We start from the raw sequence: 24,007 nt of genomic DNA, 5'->3' as shown, positions 1-24,007 counted from the left end.
AATTTATATTCTTCTATTATATACATATAATATGCATTTTGTCTGATCCGTTTAATCAAACTTTGTGTTTAATTTCTTTTTATACACCCATATGCTCAGTATAAAATAAGTCACCACCTGAATCCATAGGGTTATGTATTCCGGTTTTATATCCGCCATATCGGCTCCCATAGAATTCAGTTTTACAAAGGCAAGTGTGCCCGGTGCGGCAGGAAGAATATAATGTGCTAATCTCCAATACCAGGGCATTAATTCCATCGGATAAGAAACCCCGGAAAGGAAAATCAATCCGACTGAGAAAAAGGCAATCATGAGTAACGGAGCTTCCGAATCCGTAAAATACCGGGAAACTGCCAGTCCTAGAAAAGAAGTAGCCATCAGATAAGGGGTTAATAATAATACAATATAGAATCCGTTTCCGATATTGGGAATACTAAAGAAATAGGGGAGCAGTCCCAGCAGAAAGAAAGAAAAGACAGCATAAAGGGCACAATACACAAACGTTTTCCCTACTACAATGCGAATAGCAACTCCCCATCCATGTCCAAAGGGAGTGTAAGCACGAATCCCTCTATCGGTATGCTCATCCCCGGTCACCATGCCTATAACCATCAATAAAGTCTGGAAAATGATAATCATCATCACTGCCGGAATCAGATAGGAGCCATATCCTTCCGTATAATTATAGAGTGCAGTTCCTGCCACGTTCACAGGTTTGGCCATAGCTACGGCCAATAATCCTTGCGGTGGAAGGAATACTGCACCATCCGGACGGTATTTGTCGTTGATGGCCAACATGACACGTGAGGAAGCTCCCTGCAGAGCTTCGAAATACAGAAAAGCATCGGTCGTCGCGTATAAGGAAAATACAGCTTCATCTCCGCGAAATACCCGTTCCTCAAAATCGTGTGGCAGATAGATTATTCCTTGTACTTTGCCTTCTTTCATCCATTCTTTTGCTTCATGATAATCTATTGCCTGGTCATATATTTCCGCTTGTGGGGTAGCATCCAGCCAACGAACAAAATTACGGCTCAATTCACTGTGCGAATTATCCACTACCGCAACAGGCACATCTGTCACAATATTGGGAGCATACATGTAATTATAAAGTAATCCGTACATGAAAATTCCACCCATCAGCACTAGAAGAACGGCATAACTGGTGCTGATGGCGAGAAATTCACGGCGAATAATGAACGACAACTGTTGGATTCTATTTAATGTTTTCATATTTATGACTTTCTATAGCTCGTTTTAAATGGGGAAGCAACGACAAAGCCAGCAACGGGAAAATACAAAGTATCACGGCCGACTGCCAAAGATGAGCGAACCCGCCACCCCCATAGAGTATTGTTTGCATTATTTCCGTGAAGTGGCGGACTGGAAAAAGATAAGAGGCGTTTCTTACGAGCGGATACATATTGGAAACCGGAAAAGTTACTCCTGATAAGGTAGCTCCTAAAGAACCTACCATGGAAACGACACTGATAACCAATGATACTGCCGGAAACAAGGAAAATAAAAATAATCCGAGCGCCTGCGTCGCGATAACAAAGAGAGCAGTTATCATATTCAAAAACCACCAACTCCCTTGAAACGGAATATGCAGGATGCCGAACATAACATAATTGGCAAGCCATCCTATCAGAATATATATAATGGTATAGGGGAGTAATTTACCCAGAATAGCTGTCGTCATATCACCTTTGGCGGTAGCCAGCCAGTCGGTCGCTGTGCGGAATTTGATTTCAATACCAGCTGCATATACGGTGGTAAGCAGAATCAAAACCTGAAATAGGACAAAGAAAAAAGGTTGACTCAGATAAACCGAATAATCCAGACTGGGATTGTATATCGGATGGTTATTGGCTTGTACCGGTAATAGAAATGTGGTAATCTGCTGTTGGTCTACTCCTAAAGACACTGCTTCCATCACGATGGGCGAAAGGGATACGGGAGCCAATGATGTTTCGAACGCTGCCATCAATTCACCGCCTACCGATAACAAAGCGTAATGATAATAATAAGATAGGGTAGCATTCTTTCCGGTAATAGCATCCTGCTCAAATTCCGGGGGAATGGAAAGGTATCCATATATTTCTTTCCTTTGCACCGCTTCGCGGGCAGCTGCCTCATTCTCGTAATGTTTCGTCACCTTAAAAGTGGGTACAGCAGAAATATTCCGGACAATAGACCGGGAAGTGGCGGTATTGTCCTGATCGACAATGCCGATAGGAATATTCTCCATCTGCCCGTTGCCAAAGATGGTAGCCATAAAGAAGAGGGTAAACAACGGTAGAATGACACAGACGCCAAAATAAAGACGTCGTGAAGTCATTCGCCGCCATTCTCTAAGCAGTACGGAACGAAAAGGTGAATATGTGTGTGATGAATCCATTCTATGATTGATTTTGCTGGCCCTATTAATTAAGTGTCAATAACACAGACATTCCCGGACGCAAATCGTCCACCTTTTGGGTAGGGCGGGCATGAATCTCGAAAGTACGTAAGTCATAGCTTCCGGTCTGTTTGGTCGACTTCCAGGTAGCAAAGCTGCCCAATGGACTGATATAATAGATTTTAAATTCAATATTCTTTTTGCCGATGGCAGGTACATCTGCGACAAATGTTTCTCCCATCTTAAATTGTGGCATCAGGTCTTCACGCACATTGAGGACTACATGCACATCATCCATCACCACCAAGTTCATAATCGGAGTTCCCGGTGCAACCAATTCTCCGCGTTTGGGAAAGATAGTTGCTATTTGCCCGTCTTCGGGGGCTGTCAGCCGGGCATCAACCAATAAAGCGGAGATTTCGTCTACCGTACTTCGGGCAGCATCCACCATACTGGCAGCAGATGCTTTATCTTCCTGCTGTGCGCCATCTACAGCCATCTGGTATTGTTCATAGGCTGCACGCTCGGCAGCGACAGCCGCTTTGTACATCGCTTCCACTTCATCTTTTCTCTGTGAAGTGACCACGCTATCTTTATATAAGGTAAGAATACGGTCGTAGGTTGTTTTGGCGAGGCTGAGGTCACTTTTTGTTTTGTTCCATAGTTGTAGTGCGGTAGCCACAATCTGACGGCGGGTTCCCGCATCTATTTTCTTGTTTTGTTGTACGGCAACCTGTTCCAAAGCATTCACTTGTTGATATTTGGCATGCACCTCAGGGCTATTGATTACGACAAGCGTATCTCCCTGACACACCCAATCACCTTCCTGAACGAGAAACGTATCTATACGTCCGGGAAGTTTTCCGCTAATACGGACTTCTGTTGCTTCCGCTTGTCCTTGAAGGACCATCGGTTGTTTATGCATCAATATGACTCCAAGGGCTGTGAAGATACCCACAGCCAACATTATAATCACGAAAGCCCATGAAAGGGTTCTACTGGCTAGTTTCATTGTTTGTTACGGTTTAGGTTGATAGTTTGCAAATTGTTCCGGTGTGCCACAAAGTGAAAGCAAGTTCATTAGCGCCACATCATATTCGTAGTATGCCGCCAAGCAAGCCACTTTTACATTGGCAAGCATCGTTTCAGCATCAATAACTTCGGTAGAGGTTGCCATTCCTTCAGTAAATGACTTCTTTCGAATCCGTACAAGCTCTTCACTTAAAGCAATCGTAGCGTTCAATGCCTTTACATTGTCCTGCGCTTTTTGCAATTGCGTATAGAGCTTGTCCACTCCGACGGCAAGGTCGTCACGGGCTTTCATCTGTCCCAAGGCTAACGTCTGTTGGGTTAACTTCGACTGCCGTATCCTCTTCTCACGGTCTAACCCGTCGAAAAGATTCCATGTAAAACCGATGCCTATCATAGTGCGCGGCAATAGATTACTCTGAATACCGTGCGAATACAACGTTTGTTTCCCGAAAAGGGCTATATTCGGCAGATAACCGCTTTGAGCAATCCGTACTTCTTGTTTGGCAATATGTTCTTGCAGTTGTAACTGGTTAAGTGTATAGTTACCACTACTGACGGATAGGTCGAAAAGCATTTTCGGTGGCAAGGAATCGTTCATGAAAAGGGGAGAGGTTGGGATTATATTCTCATCCGTATCCTTTTTATTCAATAATACTTTCAGTGCGCTTTGCACCACAGTTTCATCTTTCCGTGCTGCTTCCAGTGTACGTTTGGCTTCATCCATATTTACTTGGGCAAAAAGTCGTCCCGCTTTATCTATCATTCCGACTGCTTCCAGTTTCAGAGCGTTCTCATAATGCTTTTGCAGTCCTTTGTAAGTTTCCTCTCGAACGGCTACGATTTGTTGTGCCAAGCGTAAACCATAATAACTTTCCGCCAATAGGTTTTGTTGGGTAGCGGCAATCTGCGCACGGCTTTCGCGAGCCAGGTCTACCATTGTTCTTCCTATATGAGTTGCACGAAACCGCTTTCCACCGGAGAATAGTACCCATTCTGCGGATAAATCGACAGTAGTCAGATTACGTGGAGTAAGAGGAAAAACCAAAGTATTTGCCCCTATCTGATCCAAAATCGATGAAATAACCTGATCGTCCGGAATAATGGAATGTACAAAATCCTTTGCCGGGTCTGTAAATTGCGATAATGGCTGTTTTACCTCAATCTTCTCTGACATATGTACAAATGCACCTGTAGATTGAATACTAGGATACCAGAATGCATTCAGTTTGTCACGCTCCGCTTTAGCTATCTCTATTCCTTTATCTGCCATTTTCAAACTCTGATTCTCTTGTCGAAGTAGCCGCAGTGATTCCTCAAAGCTCAATGGAGTTTGTGCATCCGCCCAAAGAGACAGGAAACACAAAGCAAATAACATAAAAAGTGATTTATTTTTTTGCATGTCGGTTAGGTTAAATCTAAAATTGAGACTTTCTAACAGATGAAAGAGCAGGTTTGTTCATTTCTACAGATAAGAATAAAGCACAAGAATGATTATAATGTTATATTTTCTCAATTAAAAAAACAGGATTTTTATTTGAGATATAAAAATTATATTTACCTTTGCAATACAATTTGAAGGAAAGTCCTTTGAATTGGTAAAAATGCGGTAGTAGCTCAGTTGGTAGAGCATTAGCTTCCCAAGCTAAGGGTCACGAGTTCGAGTCTCGCTTACCGCTCCACTGATAATCAGGTAGTCATCTTAAAATGACTACCTGATTTCTGTTTAAACAAACGACAACGAAAATAATGCATGAAGAATAGGGCAGTTCGTGCATTTTTCGTATTTTTGCACCCTGTTTTGACATTTACGGAAACTTTAAATAAAAAAATATAATGGCAAAAGAACTGAAAGACCTTACCAAACGTAGCGAAAACTACTCGCAATGGTATAACGATTTGGTGGTAAAAGCTGATTTGGCAGAACAGTCTGCCGTACGCGGATGTATGGTGATTAAGCCTTACGGATACGCAATCTGGGAAAAAATGCAACGTCAATTGGACGATATGTTTAAAGAGACAGGACACGTGAATGCATACTTCCCGTTATTAATCCCCAAATCATTCCTAAGCCGTGAAGCTGAACACGTAGAAGGCTTCGCAAAAGAATGTGCCGTAGTAACGCATTATCGTTTGAAAAATGCTGAAGACGGTTCGGGCGTAGTAGTAGACCCTGCCGCTAAATTGGAAGAAGAATTGATTATCCGTCCGACATCAGAGACTATTATCTGGAATACATATAAGAATTGGATTCAATCCTATCGTGACCTGCCTATCCTTTGCAATCAATGGGCAAACGTTTTCCGTTGGGAGATGCGTACCCGCTTGTTCCTGCGTACTGCTGAATTCTTGTGGCAGGAAGGGCATACCGCCCATGCTACTCGAGAAGAAGCTGAAGAAGAAGCTGTCAGAATGTTGAATGTATATGCCGATTTTGCTGAGAAATATATGGCCGTTCCGGTAGTAAAAGGTGTAAAATCAGCTAACGAACGTTTTGCCGGCGCACTTGACACTTACACCATCGAAGCTATGATGCAGGATGGAAAGGCATTGCAAAGTGGTACTTCTCACTTCTTGGGACAAAACTTTGCAAAAGCGTTCGATGTTCAGTTTGTGAACAAAGAAAACAAGTTGGAATATGTTTGGGCTACTTCATGGGGTGTTTCTACTCGTTTGATGGGTGCATTGATTATGACTCATTCTGACGACAACGGTTTGGTATTGCCACCACATTTAGCACCGATTCAGGTAGTAATCGTTCCTATCTATAAGAATGACGAGCAACTGAAACTAATTGATGCTAAAGTAGAAGGTATTGTTGCCAAGTTGAAAGCATTAGGCATTTCTGTGAAATATGATAATGCAGACAACAAACGTCCGGGCTTCAAATTCGCAGATTATGAGTTGAAGGGTGTTCCTGTCCGTTTGGTGATGGGCGGTCGTGACCTTGAAAACAACACGATGGAAGTGATGCGCCGCGATACATTGGAAAAAGAAACGATCACTTGCGATGGCATCGAGACATATGTTCAGAATCTGCTTGAAGAAATGCAGGCTAATATTTACAAAAAGGCATTAGACTACCGCAATTCTAAGATTACAACAGTAGATACCTACGAAGAATTTAAAGAAAAAATCGAAGAAGGCGGCTTTATCCTCGCTCACTGGGACGGAACGACTGAAACGGAAGAGAAGATTAAAGAAGAGACAAAAGCTACGATTCGCTGTATCCCGTTCGACTCATTCGCACTGGGTGATAAAGAACCAGGCAAATGTATGGTTACAGGCAAACCGTCAGCTTGCCGTGTAATATTTGCACGTTCTTATTAAAATCAGCAACGGTTAAGCTGCTGAGAAAAAAGTCTATTATTCGATATAAGATAATGATTTTTCATAAGAGAGTCCGAAATTCAATCAGAAATTTCGGACTCTTTTTTTGTCCATTTCAGTTTTTTTTCAGAAATATCCCCTTTCTTTGTATCATGCAAAAAAGAAAGGAGAAGATTGTATGAAGATATTAATTGTAGAAGACGAACCTTCTTTGAGAGAACTTATCCAGCGTTCTTTGGAGAAAGAACGTTATGTCGTGGAAACGGCGGGAGACTTCAACTCTGCCTTGTGCAAGATTGAAGATTATGATTATGATTGTGTCTTGCTGGATATTATGTTGCCGGACGGAAGCGGGCTCGATCTTCTCGAAAGGCTGAAAGCTCTACATAAACGGGAGAATGTGATTATTATTTCTGCCAAAGATTCTTTGGAAGACAAGATTCTCGGATTAGAGTTAGGCGCAGATGATTATTTGCCGAAGCCTTTTCATCTGGCAGAGTTAAATGCCCGGATAAAAAGCGTAATCCGTCGTAATCTACATAATGGAGAAATGGATATCCGTCAGGGAAATGTACGGATAGAACCGGATAAATATCGTGTCTTTGTCAATGACCAGGAATTAGAGCTGAATAGAAAAGAATATGATATTTTAATCTATTTCATAAATCGTCCCGGACGCTTGGTTAATAAAAACACATTGGCAGAGTCTGTATGGGGCGATCATATTGACCAAGTAGATAACTTCGATTTTATTTATGCCCAAATCAAGAATCTTCGCAAGAAACTGAAAGATGCGAGAGCCGAACTTGAGATTAAAGCTGTTTACGGATTCGGTTACAAAATGATAGTGGAATAACAGAAACAAAAAGAATCATTCATGAAATTGATATATTACATCATTCTTCGCATCACGTTAGCTCTGACACTTATACTGACAGTCTGGGCGGTCTTTTTTTATGTGACGATGATTGATGAAGTGAATGATGAAGTAGATGATTCGCTCGAAGACTATTCGGAGACAATTATTATCCGGGCATTGGCAGGAGAGGAGCTGCCTTCTGAAAACAATGGCTCAAATAATCAGTACTACCTGACCGAAGTTTCTAAAGAATATGCTGAAAGCCATGACGACATCCAGTATAAAGACTCTATGGTCTATATTGTAGAAAAGGAAGAGACAGAGCCCGCACGTATTCTGACCACTATCTTCAAGAATGACGAAGGACGCTATTATGAACTGACCGTATCCACTCCCAGCATCGAAAAAGATGATTTGAAAGGTGCTATTCAAGTATGGATAATCTTCCTGTATATAGCTCTGCTACTCTGTATCATTATTATATCCGTATGGGTGTTCTATCGAAACATGCGTCCATTGTATGTACTTCTTCATTGGATGGACAGTTATCAAACGGGAAAGAAGAACCAACCATTGAAGAATGACACTCAAATCACAGAATTCCGGAAACTGAACGATGCAGCTACCCGGTACACCGAACGTATGGAACAAATGTTCGAGCAACAAAAACAATTTATCGGAAACGCCTCGCATGAGATACAAACACCACTGGCCATCTGCCGCAACCGGTTGGAAATGTTGATGGAAGACGATTCATTATCAGAAAACCAACTTGAGGAGTTAATGAAAACGCATCAGACATTGGAGTACATTACCAAACTGAATAAATCTTTGTTGTTACTCACAAAGATAGACAACGGGCAGTTTGCCGATACGAAAACTTTGGATTTGAATGTGCTTCTCAAGCAATATTTGGAAGATTATAAAGAGGTTTATGATTATCGTAATATAGAGGTAAATGTTGCAGAACAAGATACTTTTCATGTCACGATGAATGAGTCTTTAGCTGTCGCCCTATTAACGAATCTCCTGAAAAATGCATTCGTGCATAATATGGACGAAGGACATATCCGGATTATTGTCGCAAAAGATAGCATCACTTTCCAGAATACCGGAGTAGAACATCCATTGGATAAGGAACATATTTTTGAACGTTTCTATCAAGGAAACAAAAAAGAAGGTTCTACGGGATTAGGACTGGCAATAGCTGATTCGATTTGCCGTTTGCAGCATTTGAACATACGTTATTACTTCCAACAAGGTGAACATTGTTTCGAGATTTCCAGACAGAAATAAAAAGCAAAGTCCAAAAGTTCTTATAGTTGTTTAATATGAATACTGTCAAATTTGTGCTTGCAAAAGCAAACGATGTGTTTATTAGTAGTTTTAAAAGAATTCTAAAATTTCTAATTCGATGGCAAAATTATAGTGACGCTATCCTCATGGGATAGTGACGGTATCTTATAGATATAGTGACGCCATCCCATCCTCATAGCGTCACTATATTTTCATGCGAATTATTTATTCGAAAATTCTCAAAATTCCCAAATCTTTTCAGATTCTCCCCTCATCTTTGCTGTATAAAATGATAATAGTAAAACCAATTAAAAAAACAACGTTTATGAAAAAGTTAGTATTCTTATTAGTGTGCTTATTTACTTTGCAAACAGTCGCTTATGCAGATGACGACAAACCAATTCAGGTTTCTCAAATGCCACAACCAGCACAACAGTTCATTAAGCAACATTTCGCTGACAGCAAAGTAGCTTTGGCAAAGATGGAAAGTGATTTCTTCTATAAAAGCTATGAAGTGATTTTTACGAATGGTAATAAAGTAGAATTTGACAAGAAGGGGAATTGGGAAGAGGTGAATTGCAAATTTTCTTCTGTACCCGCAGCCATCATCCCCGCAGCCATTCAGAAATATGTGACAGCAAATTATCCTGATGTAAAAGTGCTTAAAATAGAGCGAGATAAAAAAGAGTATGAAGTGAAACTTTCCAACCGCGTGGAATTAAAATTCGACTTGCAATTCAACTTGATTGATATTGATAACTAAAAACCTCTAAAAATTATACAATAAACGATGACATCATTCGTTTAGAATAATGTCGTCGTTTATTACTAATAAAAAATTAAGGAATTGTTCCTCTCTCACCATTTTCTCCTTCAAAATATCTCTCGCCACAAATTCCTCTTCCCACTTCTTTGGCTTCTACTTCCGTACCATCCTCATAAACAAAACGTGCCTTGCTTTTTTTAGAACCGTTGCTAAAAAATATCTTAAAGATACCATACAAAAATAGTCCTAGCAAAGCAATCATTATTGCCCACATGGCTACCATAAAAGCAAGGTAGGCTAGAAACAGTACATATGCTCCATAAGCTATACGTCCTCCCCATCCTGGAAATGCCTTTAAAGTGAGAAGAGAATAATTAATTACCCAACCTGCTAAGGCAAGCAACCCGATTCCTGCAACTACTTCAATCAATGCGTCATTATTTGTGCACATTTGCATGATAAAAACGATTAGTGATATGATAGCTCCACCAATAAATGCATGTACTGCTGTTGTACCTGTTACCGCTTGATGTGTAGGATTAAGGTGTTTGAAAATAGCAGTGTCCAATTTGTTCAAAAATTTAAGTTCCATAATTCTATGATTTTATAAGTTACACATTTTATTCAAAAGGGTTATTAGCATCTTTATAATTATATCCCTTGACTTTTACTGATGCTCTTTAATTTTCTCATAAGTATAATATTTAAAAAATTGATTTAATAAACTCAACAATCGACACATTCATTATTTATAAAGTTTTAGTGATTATGCCTTTGGTCAAATATTTCTTTCAGTTTTATGTTTTCTATTTCTATTAATGAGGAATCAATTCCAATCCAATGCTTTCCCCCTCGTTTCCCCGTAACGCAATACATTTTTATCAATGCTTCAGGAACTACGTTCGCAAGACATCGACGGATAATAGAGCATGTTTCGTAAATTCTATTATTGACAGGTTCCACCAAATTGTCAAGGCTGCGTCTTATCTTGCTAGCTTCCGTATTTTTCTCTAACGCTACTATTTGATAGATTTCATACAACTCGTGCATATAGTTGTACATACTTTTGAATTCTATACCTTCCTTATGTATTAAGAAAAAAAGGAATACCGTTTTAGGCAGATATGGCATCTTCACTTCCATGGAAGTATAGTCAGGCAAAAATATGCGCCCGTTCTTGTCTATGACAATCCGGCTCATCTCTTCCTTATCATTGTTTGTTTCATTATCGCTCTCTTTTTGTACTACCGAACCTAATATCTTCAAAATATCTTCATCTGTTGAAAAATCATTGTTTTCCAATAGCTCCAATAAAATTCTTTTTGCTGTATGATAAGATATACTTAGTTTATCATTCATGTTTTATGTACTTATGTTGGACAAAAATAAGTTAAATAACAGTTGTGCACTATCCGGCACAAGGTTGTTGGTGAAAAACAATGAACCTTGTTTTGGAACATCATCACAATTATTAATTACGCACCTCGTCAAAACAAGGTTTGTTTTTTTCTCTTTATACAAGAAAAAGGGAAAAGGTAACAGGGGAGAATTAAAAAAAATGATTTATTTTTGCCGATATCATGAATAAATGGAACTTTATAAAATATTTTTTTATTCTAATTGGATGTCTGATAAATATTTATATGTCTGCACAAACCAATAGAGCACTTATCGTTGCAATAGCCAACTATCCTCTAAATAGCGGATGGGAAAGTATTCATGCCGACAATGATAAAAAATATATCTTGGAAATTTTATCATTAAAGAAGTTTCAGCCTGCCCATATTACTATCTTGTCTGACGAACAAGCTATCAGAGTAAATGTCTCAAGTGCATTGGAAAAGCTCTGTAATGACACAGAACCGGGAGACGCTGTCTTTTTACATTTCTCTTGTCACGGGCAGCAAATGATGGATGATAACGGAGACGAAGAAGACGGATTGGACGAAAGTCTGGTATTGTATGATGCAAAACATAAGTATGTTCCGCAGCAATATGAAGGAGAAAATCATTTGCGAGATGATGAGTTAGGTATATGGCTTGACAAACTTCGTCGAAAAGCAGGTGAAGCGGGAAGAGTTATTGTCACATTAGATGCTTGTCATAGTGGTACTGCAAACCGGGATGGAGAAGAATATATTAGAAGCTATAAAGAATATATCCGAGGAACGACTGCTATCTTTGCGCCGGAAGGATATGTGCCGTTACCTGGTAAACATCAAGAATTAAGTTTGCGACTGAAAAAACAAAAAGGGCTGGCTGACATTGCTGTATTCAGCGCATGTTTACCTGAGTTTACAAACTATGAATATTATGACAAACAACGTTCTATGTATGTTGGCAAATTAACTTATGTTTTTTGTCGACAGATAAAAGAGATGAAATTTCCATGTACAACAAAAGCTTTTTTTCAAAAACTTTTAAAAGACATGCTTTCTCTAAAGCATTCAAACCTCCGGTTACAAATACCTTATATGGAATGTTCTGATGAAACGGTTCTTTTTTATATAGGACAAAGAAAATAATTATGAAAATATTCAGTTACATAGGAAAGAAAAGTCATTCAAGGGAGATGAACAAAGAGATCGAAACCTTGTATGAGCTATATAAATCCCCTTTTATTCAGTTCGCCGCAAAATATTATTTTGTAAATGAAGATACAGCAGCAGATATTTACCAGGAAAGTTTTACTGCCATGTATCAGAATATCAGGAATGGAAAATACACAGAACGGAATATATCCCTGAAAACATATCTGTTTGAAATAGGAAAGCACCACATTTTCAAACACCTGAACCAGGAGCAGAAGAAAATGGGTATGCTTCAGACATTAGCATCCGAGTGGGGTGCGCAACAATATCCTGTAGAAGAATGGAACGAAGCACAAAACATTGTATCAAAGTTACTGGAAGAAGCTGATACGGATTGTAATAAGGTACTTACTCTTTATTACTGGGAACATCGGAAAATGGAAGATATAGCTCAATATATGAATTATAAGACAGAGCAGGTAGCCAAAAATAAGAAAAGTTCCTGTTTGCGCAGGTTATCATTTGAGTTAAAAAAAAGACTGGAGTCTGCCGGTATCATATTAGGATAATAAAAATGCAAGATAATGGATAAACAACAACTTGAACAACAAATAGACCAATTCATCAATAATGAAATGTCTCCTGCCGAACGACGGGATTTTAGTCAGAAACTTGAAACTGATAAAAATCTGAAGCAGCAAGTCAAACTCCGTATGTTACTAATTGAAGGAGAACTAATTCGTGCGGAAAAAGAGGCTAGGACAGCAATGGAAGCATCTAAAGGAGGGTATATTCGTCCATGGATAACAACTGTAGCTTGTGTTGTATTTGTACTTGTGGGCATCGGTTTATATGTGGGAAATTCATATCGTTATACCCCACAAGAAATCTATGCTGCATATTATGAAGTACCTATTATTGAACGAGCACGTGGTGAAGGATTGGCTGATGAAATAGCTTTATATAACCAGCAAATTATAAATGCCTATGAAAAACAACAATATAAAGTTATTGCTGAATTATATCAGAAGAAAAATCTTTTTGATATGCTTGATACTTTTCCTGTATCTACACAACTCTATATAAGTATAGCCTTCATGGAGCAAAAAAAAGAGCAGGAAGCTATTCCATTATTACTATCCTTGATTGATACTCAATATAAGGAAGAAGCTGAATGGCTGTTGCTTTGTTGCTATATGAAAACAAACGACAGGAATAAAGCATTGCAAATGGTTGAAAGAATAAAGGATAACAATGGAATATATATGCAAAAAACAACTTTTATAGAGCAGCTTTTAAAAGAAAAGAAATGGTTCTAAAAAAAGAAATACTGTTATTATTCGGCTGTATTCTACTTTTATGTATCACTGATAATGTGTATGCTCAAATAAACGAGCATTCATTTAATAAAGGAGTGGAACATTTTCAGAGGCTGGAACAAGCACATGACAGTGCCCAATATGCAAATGAGCTATATTCTATAGCCCGATATTGCCGTGAATTAGGCATGTATGAAGAAAGCAGAATCGCGGGTACTAAAGCCAGTAAAATACTGTCACAAGTGTTGAATAATAAGACTCCCGAAAGTAAAGATGACTTTATATTGTATGAACAAAATTTGGATATTAACATATTCCTTTTAGACCTATTGACAAGTAGAGGAGACCAGTATCTGGATCTGTCCCTGCTTCATATAATTTCAGAGGCATCTACTTTGGCAATAGCCGGATATACGATATGTGACTGGTTACGTGAAGGAAATTCCCAAGATAAGCTTCATTCCATTCATGAGCAGTTGGAGTTTCCACGATTGGAACATTTGAATACCATTACCAGATATTATTGGGAGACAGGCAATACAGAACGAATTATAAAAGAAATCAATAAGGCGCAAAAAAAAACGTCATGGGAAACTCTTGCCGATTATGAACGGAGAATTTTACATAGACGGTTGGAAAATGCCTGTCTATTGCCTTCTTTATCTCTTGCCACTTTAGGTGAATGCTTGAGAATCGCTAAAAGCATGTATTATCCAGTTTCGGTCAAGGATATCTTATATGAACAAAAAATGCCCGAATATTTTTCTATGTATCGGGAAGCTGCACGAACTTGTGTGAGTAGCCAAGAACCTCTATATGCATTAAAAATATATAGATTGATTGAGCGGTTAATAAAAAAGACAATAGATGATGATTGTTCTTTCCTGTTACCATCTGAACAGCACGAACTTTGCGAAATAATGAAGCCTTATTTTGAGGAAATGCAAATTTTTGCCTATGAAAACCACAATCTTGAAGGAATGATACCTTTTCTATATGAAAACATTCTACTAATGAAAGAGCTATTTGCTAAACCATCTTTTCAATATCACCGTTATTTAACCGACACTGACAGTAAATCCATTTTAAAGATGCAATCGCTTATAGATTCAATTGCTTTAGATAGAAACTCATTTAAGGCTCAATCTCCCGAAAGTAGGACTAAATGGCTACAAAATCAGGTCATACGCAGGGAACAGGAAAGAGCATTAATCAACTATGTAAAAAAAAGTGTACCATCTCATTTTTTGGAAATAAAACCTTGGAATGAGATTGCCGCTTCACTAAATTCCAATGAGGCTGTAATAGAGATTTTCAGTTTACCTTACGATGTGGTAAATAATGGCTATGCAGCCATTGTCTTTACCAAAAACAAATCTCCTCATCTGATAACGTTACCTCCTGAAACTGTGTTAATGACTAAAAAAAACGAAACACTATATGACAAGATTTGGATTCCGATCAAAGAAGTGATAGGAGAGTGTACTCATCTTTATATCTCTTCAGAAGAGACGTTGAAATATCTTTCATTTGCATCTATTCATAATGAAGATGAATATATTATTGATAATTATAACTTTCATTATTTATTCTCCAGCAATGATATTCCTCGTATAAAATCAGAACGGACACATATCACTTCTGTTTCGCAAAAGGACATATTCTTTTTTGGAGGGGCTAGGTTTAACTATACTCCATCTTCCCAAACTGCGATACAAGGATTTCAATATTTGCAAGGAACAGTTGACGAGATTGAAAGCATAGAAAAACTTCTTTCAAGTCAGTGGAATATTCACAAATATATGGGTAAAGACGCAACAGAAACTGCATTCAGAAATTTATCCGGCCAATCACTAAATTCTGCAGTCATACATATCTCTACTCATGGTTTCCATATTTTATATAATCCTAAAATTCAAAGTGATGTCCTTCAACTGGATGGATTTAGCGGACATAAGAATCATTTATTGCATACGGGACTTGCATTTTCCGGCGCCAACTCTGTCTGGAATGGTTTGCAGCCTTTGGGAACAAATGACGGAATTCTTACTGCATATGAGATTGCATCAATGAACTTATCCGGTACAGAGTTGGTTGTGTTATCAGGTTGTGGCACAGGAAAAGGAGATGTGCGTTATGGAGAAGGTTGTTTCAGCCTACAACGTGCTTTTCGTCAAGCCGGGGTAAAATCGTTGATTATTTCTTTTCAGAATATACCAGATAAAGAAACTAAAGAATTGATGGTAGATTTTTATCACTATTGGCAGGAGGGGATAAATAAACAAAATGCATTCATTATGGCTCAACGCAATATGAAAAACAAATATCCAAATGAGCCTAATAAGTGGGCATCATTTATATTTATCGAATAGATTCCTATGTAACTGTTTTTTTAATAGGAATCTATTCAAGCTGCAGAACTGCTTTATCTTGGACTTATTGAGCCGCCACGAGCAAGCTTCATATCATCGTAACTTACTCCTGATGAATTAATGGCATAAGCTCGTACATTATAATTTTTATACAACTCGACCAGTAATTTTGCACTATAGCTTCCTATAAAGTTATCGGTTCCTACTACGATTTTCTCTCCATTTTCTAAGGAAGGCGTGTCTGTCGTATTCTTTACCCAACAAAAGCCGTATTCAATAATAGGAGATCCACCGTTATCTAATATAATAGCAGAACATACCACTTCACTATGCCATACACCATCTACATATTCTCCATTGCCACTTATCGGACTAAATGTTCCTTGAAATGATTTAAAAGTCGGGAGTTGGCTTTCTTGTTGTTCATCTTCATCCGATGAGCATCCATAGAAAGAAAACAATAAAGCAAAAACGATTAAAAAATTGTAGATGTTTCGATTACTTGTTTTCATAAAAAATCTTTTTTAATAATTTATTATGAAGCAAATATAAATCAAAAAAGAATTTGCGACTGTTTGCTACAAGGTTGTTCTCCGAAAAGTTTTATCTTGTTTTCCCCTTCACCTTTTCAGCTTCTTCCTGTTTCCGTTTATTGCGTAGCTTCCATTTATTCCAAAAGAACAAATCGCTCCATTTATTGAAATCTTTCTTATACATAATACCTACACCTTGTGTAGTCAAGTTCGTTTTCGTATAGTAACGATCATTCGTTTCATTATACGCTTTTAAACGAATGTCTCCCGAGCGGTTAATCAGCCATTCCGCTTCAAAGTCCCCAACAAAATTCGTATTCGCCATAGGATTGTCCCGATAGCCGAAGTTTCCATTAATCAACAATCTGTTATTCAATAGTTGACCGGACAAAATACCTTCCACTTCCATATCCGTCCAACCTTTATCCCCTGTACTCAAGTTTGTTCCAATATTCCAATTATTTGTTTCAAAAATCTGTGATAAGGCGTTGTTTAGCTGACCGGAAAGGGTAGAAGAGAGTACCGATGACATCACATTGGAATTTTGATTATTATTCCGGGCATCTTCTGTGTAGAACTTACCGATACCTAACAAATAAAGAATCTGCATGTTCATCTGTTCTTCCGTACTGATATAATTGCGTACCAATGTCTGCACCTCATCTCTTTCATTCGGAAGTTCGATACCCAGTTTGATAGTCGGGCGTACCAATATTCCACTTAGATTCATAATACAATTTACCCGTACATTAGGTTGTTGTATAATAACCGAAGCATCGGGCATCAAATCATTCAAAGAAGCGGAGTTTACAGTGTATGAGGCTTGGATATCCATATTAGCATCCAAAGGAGCGCCATTGAAAGTTATCGTACTTCCATCTTTGATCACAAAATCCTTGCGAATGACTTCTTGCAAACTAAACTTATATACTCCTTGAGTAATTCTATAATTACCGAACATCTTCACATCGCCTTTATTATAGAATTCAGTCCGGATATTTCCTGTACCCTTTCCACTGATATAATCTCCGGCAACCGGGTCCATGATAATTCGCATAGTAGCATCGGGTGTTGCATCCACCAGGATATTCAAACGAATATCCGTCTTTTGTTCCTCTGTCTCCGCCTGGCGTTTCTGCTGTATCTGATCATAGTAAGAGATGATTTGAACAGAATCTTGAATTGTGCGACGGGGAGTTTTATCCACAAACTTAATAAACTGGTTGCTGGTAGCCGACGCTACACTACCATTTATATAGGTGAAGACTGTATTCCGGTTGGTAGTCATGGCAGCATTTACTTCCAATCCTTGAACAGCATTTCCGGAAAGCAATACATTGCCCGTACCATATACCGTACCATAGAAAGGCATATCGGGAGATTCCTTCGTATTCATCACAAGCATATTATTAGCTTGTATCTCAAAACGATAATTCAAGTTCTTAAAATGCTGAAAATGCAAATATCCATTTATTCTTCCGGTATGCCCTTCCATATCAGAGATATACATATTATTAAATGTCAATCCGGTAGGAGCTAGGTGAATCGTATCCTTAACAGCAAAATGGGTATTCAATATATCAAATTTCATGGAAGCGTCCGTCATGACTGCGCCATCCAAATTCAATCCCTTGAATTTTCCATAGAAATGTACCTTTCCAGTTCCCCGACCTTTTATATCGGTAGCAATAGACTTCATATAATATTCAAGAAACTTCAAGTTCAATCCATTTGCTTCAATATTCAAGTCAAGTCCACTCTCAGGTTTTAACGGATAAATAATACCGGTGACACGTGATGGGGCAGGAGTTATGTCTTGAATAGATGCATCCAGGCGAATACCTCTATTTTCATTATCCCATTCACCATATATATCCAGGTCGCCCAAACGTCCTTCGTTAAGAGAGAAATTCTTCACGAATAAGCGAGTATTCATTACGGGCTTTTTTAGCACACCGCTTGCGTAAGCTGTTCCCGTAGCGTCACCTTCAAAGTTTACATCATCAGAGATACTCGCAATATCAAAAACATATCCCATGTTAATGTCCTTCAAATTGACTTTAACCGTGTCTTGGGGATTATCGGAGAGACGCCCGTTGATACGCACATAACGATCTTGGTGACTAAAATAGAAATTATTCACATCAACCTTTCCTGAGTCTACTACCACTTGCGAGGGATGAACCTTCCAAAGGGTATCATTTAAAATAATATCTGTTGGCTTCACATCCACCATTGCTTTCAACAGCGGCTTTTCTCCTTCGGTACGCAAGAATTTGGCTACGGTGGCCAATTGTCCGCTATATGTTACTGCCGCACTGTTTCCCCAATTCAAAGTCGTACTGACATTATCGTCTTTCGCTTGCGCATCCAGTGAAAAATTCACTGCTCCCTTCTTTTTCAAACTGGTTAAACGAACCTGCGCACGAATATGATCTGCCGGATTTTCACATAGAATCATACCAGACTCTATATAGTTATTCTTATATTGCAAACGCGGGAAATATCCTTCCACGCGCAAACGCTGCATAGGATCATTAAAATACCCCTTCAAAGTAGAATGAGTATATACTGTCAGTGGAATATCAAAAATAGTAGATAAGATATCTGTATTATATATATGTATATCAAACAGGAAATTATTGTGTGTTTCAATCGGCTTTTTTGGGGGCAATATCAGAGAAGGAACATACTTCCTCATGATATTCAGAATACTGGCAGGCAGCGTGTGGTATTGGAATTTTCCTTCTACGCTTGCTGTCAGAAACTCGGAAGTCAGCCGTAGTTGATTCTCGTTATTTTGCCTTTTTGCCCGGATATTCATATTTTTCATGAAATACTCTTTATCCGGAGCTGTAAACCTCAAACTGTCTACATTAATTTCTCCGATCATCTCACCCACAGACCCACCCGTAAAATTGGTTTTCAATTTCAGGGAAAATTCCGAATCCGGATATTTGGTAGTAAGATTAAGGTCATTTGGCCGCACCTTGTCAATTACCGCAAGAAAATTAAAGGTCGGAACTTTGGAAGCGACATTAACGTCTCCATTCAAATAAATGGAGCCATTCGGGTCATCCAATGCAATCTTACCATTAAATCCGCCTCGTTTATATTCGCCATCCAGCGTTATATTCTCATATCTATATCTACTATAATCTATAGAGGCAATCAATCCTTTTAATTCAACAACCGGAAGCTGGTCTGTAATGTGCCGGCCATGCACATCGAGATTGAATGTGATTTCTCCCAACTGCTCATTAGCCAATAGCTCCCCAAGTTTAAAATCTTCTGTTTTCACTGCACCGGAGTAAGCAAATAGTCCTTTGCTCTTATCCGTACTTAACTTCAAGTCAGTCTTTACATTTCCCAAGCTAGTACGCAATTGTCCATATGTGACCAGATCTGTGAAATACCCGGAGATTTCCCCCCGGAAGCTAACATCACCCAAACGTTCAAGGATAGGAGGAACTCCATTATAATTTTGGTTCAAATTACGTACCAAAAAGCCGACGCCACGAGTATTGGCTGAAAGTTCGGAAAGAGTGCCATATACATATGCATCCTGTGGGTGCGACAAATCTTGAAGCGACACATCTCCCCTAAGGCGAAACTGGCGGTCGTCTGCTGTAATTTCCAAATGCGAGCAAGTCAACTGGTCAACCGTACCTTTCACTTCCATATCCAAAGTTACCGATTCCTTAAAATGCGACAAAACGGGTACAAATGCCGAAATATCTTTTAACGTAACTTGCGACGGTAGTGTGCGGAAAGAAAAACGAACCTGCTCCGCAAAGTGATTAAAAGCTTGCAGGCTATCATATACCAAATGTATGGTATCCATCTTTAAGGAAGTCTCAGGCAGTTCGATAACAAAATTGTCAATATTGGTATGTTTACTGTTGGCAACCAATTTCAGGCTCAATTTCTTTAAAGAGAATCCCGATCCCTTCTCGTCAAGGCTCAATCGTTTGATTCCTAAATTCATGGAGTCCTTGCTCAATGCTTTCAAAGAAATATTAGCAATGATATTTTGAAGCTGGACATGTTTAGCATTAAACTTTCCCGGTGTTTCCTCTTCTGAAAGCACATGATAGGTCATCCGTCCACGACGAATTAAAATCGAATTGATACGCAAATCAAGTGAGCTCTCTTTCTTCACAGTATCCTTAGACGCAAAAGCATCCAGGACAAACTTAAAATTAGGCGGAGAATCCGGCATATCTTTTTGAAGACTGATATTGAATCCGAAAAGCTGGACACTGCTGATGGAAATCTTTCCTTTAAAGAAAGGCATTATATCAAATTTGGCAGACAGACGGGTGACTTTGAGCATTTCCTGTCCGCTTTGATCGTCAAGCAACACATCGTCAATGATAATACGGTTCAGCAATCCGATATTAATTCTGCCGATCATGACTTTTGTTCCCAAAACTTCAGAAAGTTCTTTTGCTACAAATGAACTCATTGCTTGCTGAATATTTGGTATATTCAGCAAGATAATAGCCCCTATATATACTCCCAGTACAATACCGACTACCCAGCGTACAGTCTTTTTCAGCGTTCTGATAAGCGATTACTTTTATTTTGCGAACAAAAATATAAAATAGTTCGTTATGAATCGTAGTTTTATGATTACTTTTGCACCGTTTAATAGTTTAAATACTTATGAGTGCAATAATATTAGGAATTGAATCCTCTTGTGATGATACGTCGGCAGCCGTTATCAAGGATGGTTATCTGCTGTCAAATGTGGTATCAAGTCAAGCCGTACACGAAGCATACGGTGGAGTAGTACCCGAACTGGCTTCACGGGCACATCAACAAAACATTGTACCGGTAGTACACGAAGCATTAAAACGTGCCGGCATTACCAAAGAAGAATTGAGCGCTGTAGCTTTCACCCGCGGACCGGGTTTAATGGGCTCTTTGCTTGTCGGTGTCTCTTTTGCTAAAGGATTCGCACGTTCCTTAAACATTCCTTTGATTGATGTTAATCATCTGACAGGTCATGTTTTAGCGCATTTTATTAAAGCGGAAGGAGAGGAGAATAAGCAACCCCAATTCCCGTTCCTTTGCCTGTTGGTATCCGGTGGAAATTCACAAATTATATTGGTAAAAGCATATAATGACATGGAAATTCTTGGTCAGACGATTGATGATGCTGCAGGTGAGGCGATTGATAAATGTTCGAAAGTTATGGGACTAGGCTATCCGGGCGGTCCAATTATTGATAAGTTGGCACGTCAAGGAAATCCGAAAGCTTTCACATTCAGCAAACCACATATTCCAGGCTTGGATTATAGTTTTAGCGGGTTGAAAACTTCATTTCTGTATTCATTGCGCGATTGGATGAAAGAGGATCCTGATTTCATCGAACACCATAAAGTAGATTTGGCGGCATCGCTGGAAGCAACGGTTGTGGACATTCTGATGGATAAGTTGAGGAAAGCAGCTAAAGAATATAAAATTAAAGAAGTGGCAGTAGCAGGAGGAGTTTCTGCAAACAATGGATTGCGTAATTCGTTCCGGGAACATGCTGATAAATATGGTTGGAACATATTTATCCCCAAATTCAGCTACACGACTGACAATGCAGCTATGATTGCCATTACTGGATATTTCAAATATTTGGATAAGGATTTCTGCTCCATTGATCTTCCGGCTTATTCTCGCGTTACATTATAAGTTGTTTTCGCATACCTATTATAATATATTATTAAAATAGAGCAGGAAAATATGTTTGCTGAGATTATAACCATTGGTGATGAACTGTTGATTGGGCAGGTCGTCGATACTAATTCCGCCTGGATGGGGCAGGAATTGAACAAAATAGGTATTGAAGTTCTTCGTGTCGTTTCAGTCCGCGACCGGGAGGAAGAGATTCTGGAAGCGATTGATAATGCGATGAAAAGGGTAAATATCGTTTTAGTGACCGGAGGACTTGGCCCTACTAAGGATGATATAACCAAACAAACTCTTTGCAAGTTCTTTCATACGGAACTGATATTCAGTAAAGAAGTATTCGAAAATGTAAAACGAGTATTGGCGGGAAAAATTCCAATGAACGCACTCAATAAAAGCCAAGCGATGGTTCCTAAAGACTGCACGGTAATCAACAATCCTGTAGGAAGTGCCTCTGTCAGTTGGTTTGAAAGGGATGGAAAGGTACTTGTTTCCATGCCGGGAGTCCCGCAGGAAATGACTGTCGTTATGACTGAAAGCGTATTGCCTAAGTTGCACGAAAGATTTCACACAGACGTAATCATCCACCAAACTGTCCTTGTGCAGAATTATCCGGAATCAGTGCTGGCGGAAAAATTAGAGCCTTGGGAAAATGCTTTGCCGGAATGTATTAAGTTGGCATATCTGCCCAAACTTGGGATCATTCGCTTGAGACTGACCGGACGCGGACAAAAAAGAGAAGAAATAAAAACTCTTCTTGACCGTGAAAAAGTAAAACTAGAGGAAATATTGGGTGAAGACATTTTTTGCGAGGAAGATACACCGTTGGAGATTATCGTAGGCGAACTTTTGAAAAAGAAGAAATTGACCGTTTCCACCGCAGAAAGTTGTACCGGTGGAAGCATTGCCGCACGATTAACGTCCATCGCCGGAAGCTCGGAATATTTTAATGGCAGTGTGGTAGCTTACTCTAATGATGTAAAAACGAGACTTCTACACGTGGCTCCCGAAACATTAGAACGTTATGGTGCTGTAAGTGAAAAGACTGTGATTGAAATGGTAAAAGGCGCGATGAAAGCATTAAAAACTGACTGTGCTGTCGCGACATCGGGAATAGCCGGTCCGGGTGGCGGCACTCCGGAGAAACCTGTGGGGACTGTTTGGATAGCTGCTGGTTATAAAAACGAAATTCGTACTTACAAGCAAGAAACGAATCGCGGAAGAGCCATGAATATTGAAAGAGCGTGCAATAATGCACTACTAATGCTTCGGGATTTACTCAAATAAAGAAAAATAGCTGCTTATAAGTGAATTATTTTAAGAAATCCTTGTTTTATACGGATAAAAGTGCTTACTTTGCGTCCTGTTTGAAATAAGTATAGATATAAAACTATAAAAATAAGATAGAAATGTCGAAGATTTGTCAAATTACCGGAAAGAAAGCCATGATTGGCAACAATGTTTCACACTCAAAGAGAAGAACTAAAAGAACCTTTGATTTGAACTTGTTTAACAAAAAGTTCTATTATGTAGAACAGGATTGTTGGATCAGCCTTAGTATTTGCGCTAATGGGCTGCGTATTATCAACAAAAAGGGACTGGATGCTGCGCTGACCGAAGCTGTGGCTAAAGGTTATTGTGATTGGAAAAGCATTAAAGTAATCGGCTAAACGTAGAGGAGAAAACTTACAATGGCAAAGAAAGCAAAAGGTAACAGAGTACAGGTGATTCTGGAATGTACAGAACACAAAGACAGTGGAATGCCGGGAACATCTCGTTATATCACAACTAAGAACAGAAAGAATACTACAGAAAGACTTGAGTTGAAGAAATACAACCCGATTCTGAAGAGAGTTACAGTACACAAGGAAATTAAATAATAAAGA

Annotated in this window: 20 protein-coding genes and 1 tRNA gene; 13 read left to right on the top strand and 8 right to left on the bottom strand. The window is 39.0% G+C overall.

Annotated features, from left to right (window positions below; genetic code table 11):
* Positions 1 to 51: 51 nt before the first annotated feature.
* The 4 genes from CLIN57ABFB40_RS06720 to CLIN57ABFB40_RS06705 are packed head-to-tail and all read right to left on the bottom strand — an operon-like array spanning position 52 to position 4,832.
* Entirely contained in the window at positions 52 to 1,233 is a 1,182-nt protein-coding gene (locus tag CLIN57ABFB40_RS06720) for an ABC transporter permease (protein ID WP_175629424.1), read from the bottom strand.
* Positions 1,217 to 2,401, bottom strand: coding sequence for an ABC transporter permease (locus CLIN57ABFB40_RS06715; RefSeq protein WP_175629423.1), 1,185 nt, complete (start codon positions 2,399 to 2,401; stop codon positions 1,217 to 1,219). The genes CLIN57ABFB40_RS06720 and CLIN57ABFB40_RS06715 overlap by 17 nt, the downstream gene beginning before the upstream one ends.
* A gap of 25 nt (positions 2,402 to 2,426) precedes the next feature.
* On the bottom strand, positions 2,427 to 3,413 hold the full coding sequence (locus CLIN57ABFB40_RS06710) for an HlyD family secretion protein (RefSeq protein WP_175629422.1): 987 nt from the start codon (positions 3,411 to 3,413) through the stop codon (positions 2,427 to 2,429).
* 6 nt (positions 3,414 to 3,419) lie between these two features.
* A complete protein-coding gene (locus CLIN57ABFB40_RS06705) occupies positions 3,420 to 4,832 on the bottom strand; it encodes a TolC family protein (protein WP_175629421.1) in 1,413 nt (470 codons plus the stop codon).
* Between the two features lie 204 nt (positions 4,833 to 5,036).
* Here CLIN57ABFB40_RS06705 and CLIN57ABFB40_RS06700 point away from each other — a divergent pair.
* From CLIN57ABFB40_RS06700 to CLIN57ABFB40_RS06680, 5 genes are all read left to right on the top strand, one after another.
* A tRNA-Gly gene (locus tag CLIN57ABFB40_RS06700) sits at positions 5,037 to 5,112 on the top strand.
* 154 nt (positions 5,113 to 5,266) lie between these two features.
* Positions 5,267 to 6,760, top strand: a complete 1,494-nt coding sequence (gene proS, locus CLIN57ABFB40_RS06695; RefSeq protein ID WP_175629420.1) for a proline--tRNA ligase — start codon at positions 5,267 to 5,269, stop codon at positions 6,758 to 6,760.
* 178 nt (positions 6,761 to 6,938) lie between these two features.
* Positions 6,939 to 7,616, top strand: coding sequence for a response regulator transcription factor (locus tag CLIN57ABFB40_RS06690; protein WP_175629419.1), 678 nt, complete (start codon positions 6,939 to 6,941; stop codon positions 7,614 to 7,616).
* Positions 7,617 to 7,637: 21 nt separating this feature from the next.
* Positions 7,638 to 8,915, top strand: coding sequence for a sensor histidine kinase (locus tag CLIN57ABFB40_RS06685; protein WP_175629418.1), 1,278 nt, complete (start codon positions 7,638 to 7,640; stop codon positions 8,913 to 8,915).
* A 325-nt stretch (positions 8,916 to 9,240) separates the two neighbouring features.
* On the top strand, positions 9,241 to 9,678 hold the full coding sequence (locus tag CLIN57ABFB40_RS06680) for a PepSY-like domain-containing protein (RefSeq protein WP_175629417.1): 438 nt from the start codon (positions 9,241 to 9,243) through the stop codon (positions 9,676 to 9,678).
* 76 nt (positions 9,679 to 9,754) lie between these two features.
* Here CLIN57ABFB40_RS06680 and CLIN57ABFB40_RS06675 read toward each other — a convergent pair whose 3' ends face one another.
* Both CLIN57ABFB40_RS06675 and CLIN57ABFB40_RS06670 read right to left on the bottom strand, forming a co-directional pair.
* Complete coding sequence (locus tag CLIN57ABFB40_RS06675; RefSeq protein ID WP_175629416.1) at positions 9,755 to 10,273, bottom strand: hypothetical protein; 519 nt, start codon at positions 10,271 to 10,273, stop codon at positions 9,755 to 9,757.
* 167 nt (positions 10,274 to 10,440) lie between these two features.
* Positions 10,441 to 11,040 (bottom strand): hypothetical protein, encoded by a 600-nt coding sequence (locus CLIN57ABFB40_RS06670; protein ID WP_175629415.1) that lies wholly within the window; start codon positions 11,038 to 11,040, stop codon positions 10,441 to 10,443.
* 284 nt (positions 11,041 to 11,324) lie between these two features.
* Between CLIN57ABFB40_RS06670 and CLIN57ABFB40_RS06665 the strand changes: the two genes are divergently transcribed.
* The 4 genes from CLIN57ABFB40_RS06665 to CLIN57ABFB40_RS06650 are packed head-to-tail and all read left to right on the top strand — an operon-like array spanning position 11,325 to position 15,903.
* Positions 11,325 to 12,206: a caspase family protein gene (locus CLIN57ABFB40_RS06665; protein ID WP_254871714.1), complete on the top strand. Its 882-nt coding sequence runs from the start codon at positions 11,325 to 11,327 to the stop codon at positions 12,204 to 12,206.
* Between the two features lie 2 nt (positions 12,207 to 12,208).
* Positions 12,209 to 12,781: an RNA polymerase sigma factor gene (locus CLIN57ABFB40_RS06660; protein ID WP_254871713.1), complete on the top strand. Its 573-nt coding sequence runs from the start codon at positions 12,209 to 12,211 to the stop codon at positions 12,779 to 12,781.
* 15 nt (positions 12,782 to 12,796) lie between these two features.
* Positions 12,797 to 13,531, top strand: a complete 735-nt coding sequence (locus tag CLIN57ABFB40_RS06655) for a hypothetical protein (RefSeq protein ID WP_175629413.1) — start codon at positions 12,797 to 12,799, stop codon at positions 13,529 to 13,531.
* A complete protein-coding gene (locus CLIN57ABFB40_RS06650; protein ID WP_254871712.1) occupies positions 13,522 to 15,903 on the top strand; it encodes a CHAT domain-containing protein in 2,382 nt (793 codons plus the stop codon). Before CLIN57ABFB40_RS06655 ends, CLIN57ABFB40_RS06650 begins: the two co-directional genes overlap by 10 nt.
* A gap of 53 nt (positions 15,904 to 15,956) precedes the next feature.
* Here the strand turns inward: CLIN57ABFB40_RS06650 and CLIN57ABFB40_RS06645 are convergent, their stop codons facing one another.
* Positions 15,957 to 16,415 carry a hypothetical protein gene (locus tag CLIN57ABFB40_RS06645; RefSeq protein ID WP_175629412.1) on the bottom strand — a complete coding sequence of 153 codons (459 nt, stop codon included), beginning with the start codon at positions 16,413 to 16,415 and terminating at the stop codon, positions 15,957 to 15,959.
* Between the two features lie 91 nt (positions 16,416 to 16,506).
* Positions 16,507 to 20,904, bottom strand: a complete 4,398-nt coding sequence (locus CLIN57ABFB40_RS06640) for a translocation/assembly module TamB domain-containing protein (protein WP_175629411.1) — start codon at positions 20,902 to 20,904, stop codon at positions 16,507 to 16,509.
* 200 nt (positions 20,905 to 21,104) lie between these two features.
* On the opposite strand from CLIN57ABFB40_RS06640, the gene tsaD reads away from it, so the two are divergent.
* The 4 genes from tsaD to rpmG all read left to right on the top strand — a co-directional run bounded on the left by tsaD (position 21,105) and on the right by rpmG (position 24,001).
* Positions 21,105 to 22,124: a tRNA (adenosine(37)-N6)-threonylcarbamoyltransferase complex transferase subunit TsaD gene (gene tsaD / locus CLIN57ABFB40_RS06635; protein WP_175629410.1), complete on the top strand. Its 1,020-nt coding sequence runs from the start codon at positions 21,105 to 21,107 to the stop codon at positions 22,122 to 22,124.
* A 51-nt stretch (positions 22,125 to 22,175) separates the two neighbouring features.
* The gene (locus CLIN57ABFB40_RS06630) at positions 22,176 to 23,408 is read left to right on the top strand and encodes a competence/damage-inducible protein A (RefSeq protein WP_175629409.1); all 1,233 of its coding nucleotides are present in this window, start codon (positions 22,176 to 22,178) and stop codon (positions 23,406 to 23,408) included.
* Positions 23,409 to 23,530: 122 nt separating this feature from the next.
* A complete protein-coding gene (rpmB, locus tag CLIN57ABFB40_RS06625) occupies positions 23,531 to 23,791 on the top strand; it encodes a 50S ribosomal protein L28 (protein ID WP_004295983.1) in 261 nt (86 codons plus the stop codon).
* Positions 23,792 to 23,812: 21 nt separating this feature from the next.
* Positions 23,813 to 24,001 (top strand): 50S ribosomal protein L33, encoded by a 189-nt coding sequence (rpmG, locus tag CLIN57ABFB40_RS06620; RefSeq protein WP_002560155.1) that lies wholly within the window; start codon positions 23,813 to 23,815, stop codon positions 23,999 to 24,001.
* Positions 24,002 to 24,007 lie beyond the last annotated feature (6 nt).

It is taken from the genome of Bacteroides acidifaciens, from assembly GCF_903181435.1.
In the GTDB taxonomy this organism is placed as follows: Bacteria; Bacteroidota; Bacteroidia; order Bacteroidales; family Bacteroidaceae; genus Bacteroides.
This window is presented reverse-complemented; position numbering and strand designations above follow the sequence as displayed.

Excerpts from the sequence above, each read along its gene's own strand:
- CLIN57ABFB40_RS06720 (WP_175629424.1), bottom strand. The coding sequence starts at position 1,233 with ATGAAAACATTAAATAGAATCCAACAGTTGTCGTTCATTATTCGCCGT.
- CLIN57ABFB40_RS06715 (WP_175629423.1), bottom strand. The coding sequence starts at position 2,401 with ATGGATTCATCACACACATATTCACCTTTTCGTTCCGTACTGCTTAGA.
- CLIN57ABFB40_RS06710 (WP_175629422.1), bottom strand. The coding sequence starts at position 3,413 with ATGAAACTAGCCAGTAGAACCCTTTCATGGGCTTTCGTGATTATAATG.
- CLIN57ABFB40_RS06705 (WP_175629421.1), bottom strand. The coding sequence starts at position 4,832 with ATGCAAAAAAATAAATCACTTTTTATGTTATTTGCTTTGTGTTTCCTG.
- proS (WP_175629420.1), top strand. The coding sequence starts at position 5,267 with ATGGCAAAAGAACTGAAAGACCTTACCAAACGTAGCGAAAACTACTCG.
- CLIN57ABFB40_RS06690 (WP_175629419.1), top strand. The coding sequence starts at position 6,939 with ATGAAGATATTAATTGTAGAAGACGAACCTTCTTTGAGAGAACTTATC.
- CLIN57ABFB40_RS06685 (WP_175629418.1), top strand. The coding sequence starts at position 7,638 with ATGAAATTGATATATTACATCATTCTTCGCATCACGTTAGCTCTGACA.
- CLIN57ABFB40_RS06680 (WP_175629417.1), top strand. The coding sequence starts at position 9,241 with ATGAAAAAGTTAGTATTCTTATTAGTGTGCTTATTTACTTTGCAAACA.
- CLIN57ABFB40_RS06675 (WP_175629416.1), bottom strand. The coding sequence starts at position 10,273 with ATGGAACTTAAATTTTTGAACAAATTGGACACTGCTATTTTCAAACAC.
- CLIN57ABFB40_RS06670 (WP_175629415.1), bottom strand. The coding sequence starts at position 11,040 with ATGAATGATAAACTAAGTATATCTTATCATACAGCAAAAAGAATTTTA.
- CLIN57ABFB40_RS06665 (WP_254871714.1), top strand. The coding sequence starts at position 11,325 with ATGTCTGCACAAACCAATAGAGCACTTATCGTTGCAATAGCCAACTAT.
- CLIN57ABFB40_RS06660 (WP_254871713.1), top strand. The coding sequence starts at position 12,209 with ATGAAAATATTCAGTTACATAGGAAAGAAAAGTCATTCAAGGGAGATG.
- CLIN57ABFB40_RS06655 (WP_175629413.1), top strand. The coding sequence starts at position 12,797 with ATGGATAAACAACAACTTGAACAACAAATAGACCAATTCATCAATAAT.
- CLIN57ABFB40_RS06650 (WP_254871712.1), top strand. The coding sequence starts at position 13,522 with ATGGTTCTAAAAAAAGAAATACTGTTATTATTCGGCTGTATTCTACTT.
- CLIN57ABFB40_RS06645 (WP_175629412.1), bottom strand. The coding sequence starts at position 16,415 with ATGAAAACAAGTAATCGAAACATCTACAATTTTTTAATCGTTTTTGCT.
- CLIN57ABFB40_RS06640 (WP_175629411.1), bottom strand. The coding sequence starts at position 20,904 with ATGAGTTCATTTGTAGCAAAAGAACTTTCTGAAGTTTTGGGAACAAAA.
- tsaD (WP_175629410.1), top strand. The coding sequence starts at position 21,105 with ATGAGTGCAATAATATTAGGAATTGAATCCTCTTGTGATGATACGTCG.
- CLIN57ABFB40_RS06630 (WP_175629409.1), top strand. The coding sequence starts at position 22,176 with ATGTTTGCTGAGATTATAACCATTGGTGATGAACTGTTGATTGGGCAG.
- rpmB (WP_004295983.1), top strand. The coding sequence starts at position 23,531 with ATGTCGAAGATTTGTCAAATTACCGGAAAGAAAGCCATGATTGGCAAC.
- rpmG (WP_002560155.1), top strand. The coding sequence starts at position 23,813 with ATGGCAAAGAAAGCAAAAGGTAACAGAGTACAGGTGATTCTGGAATGT.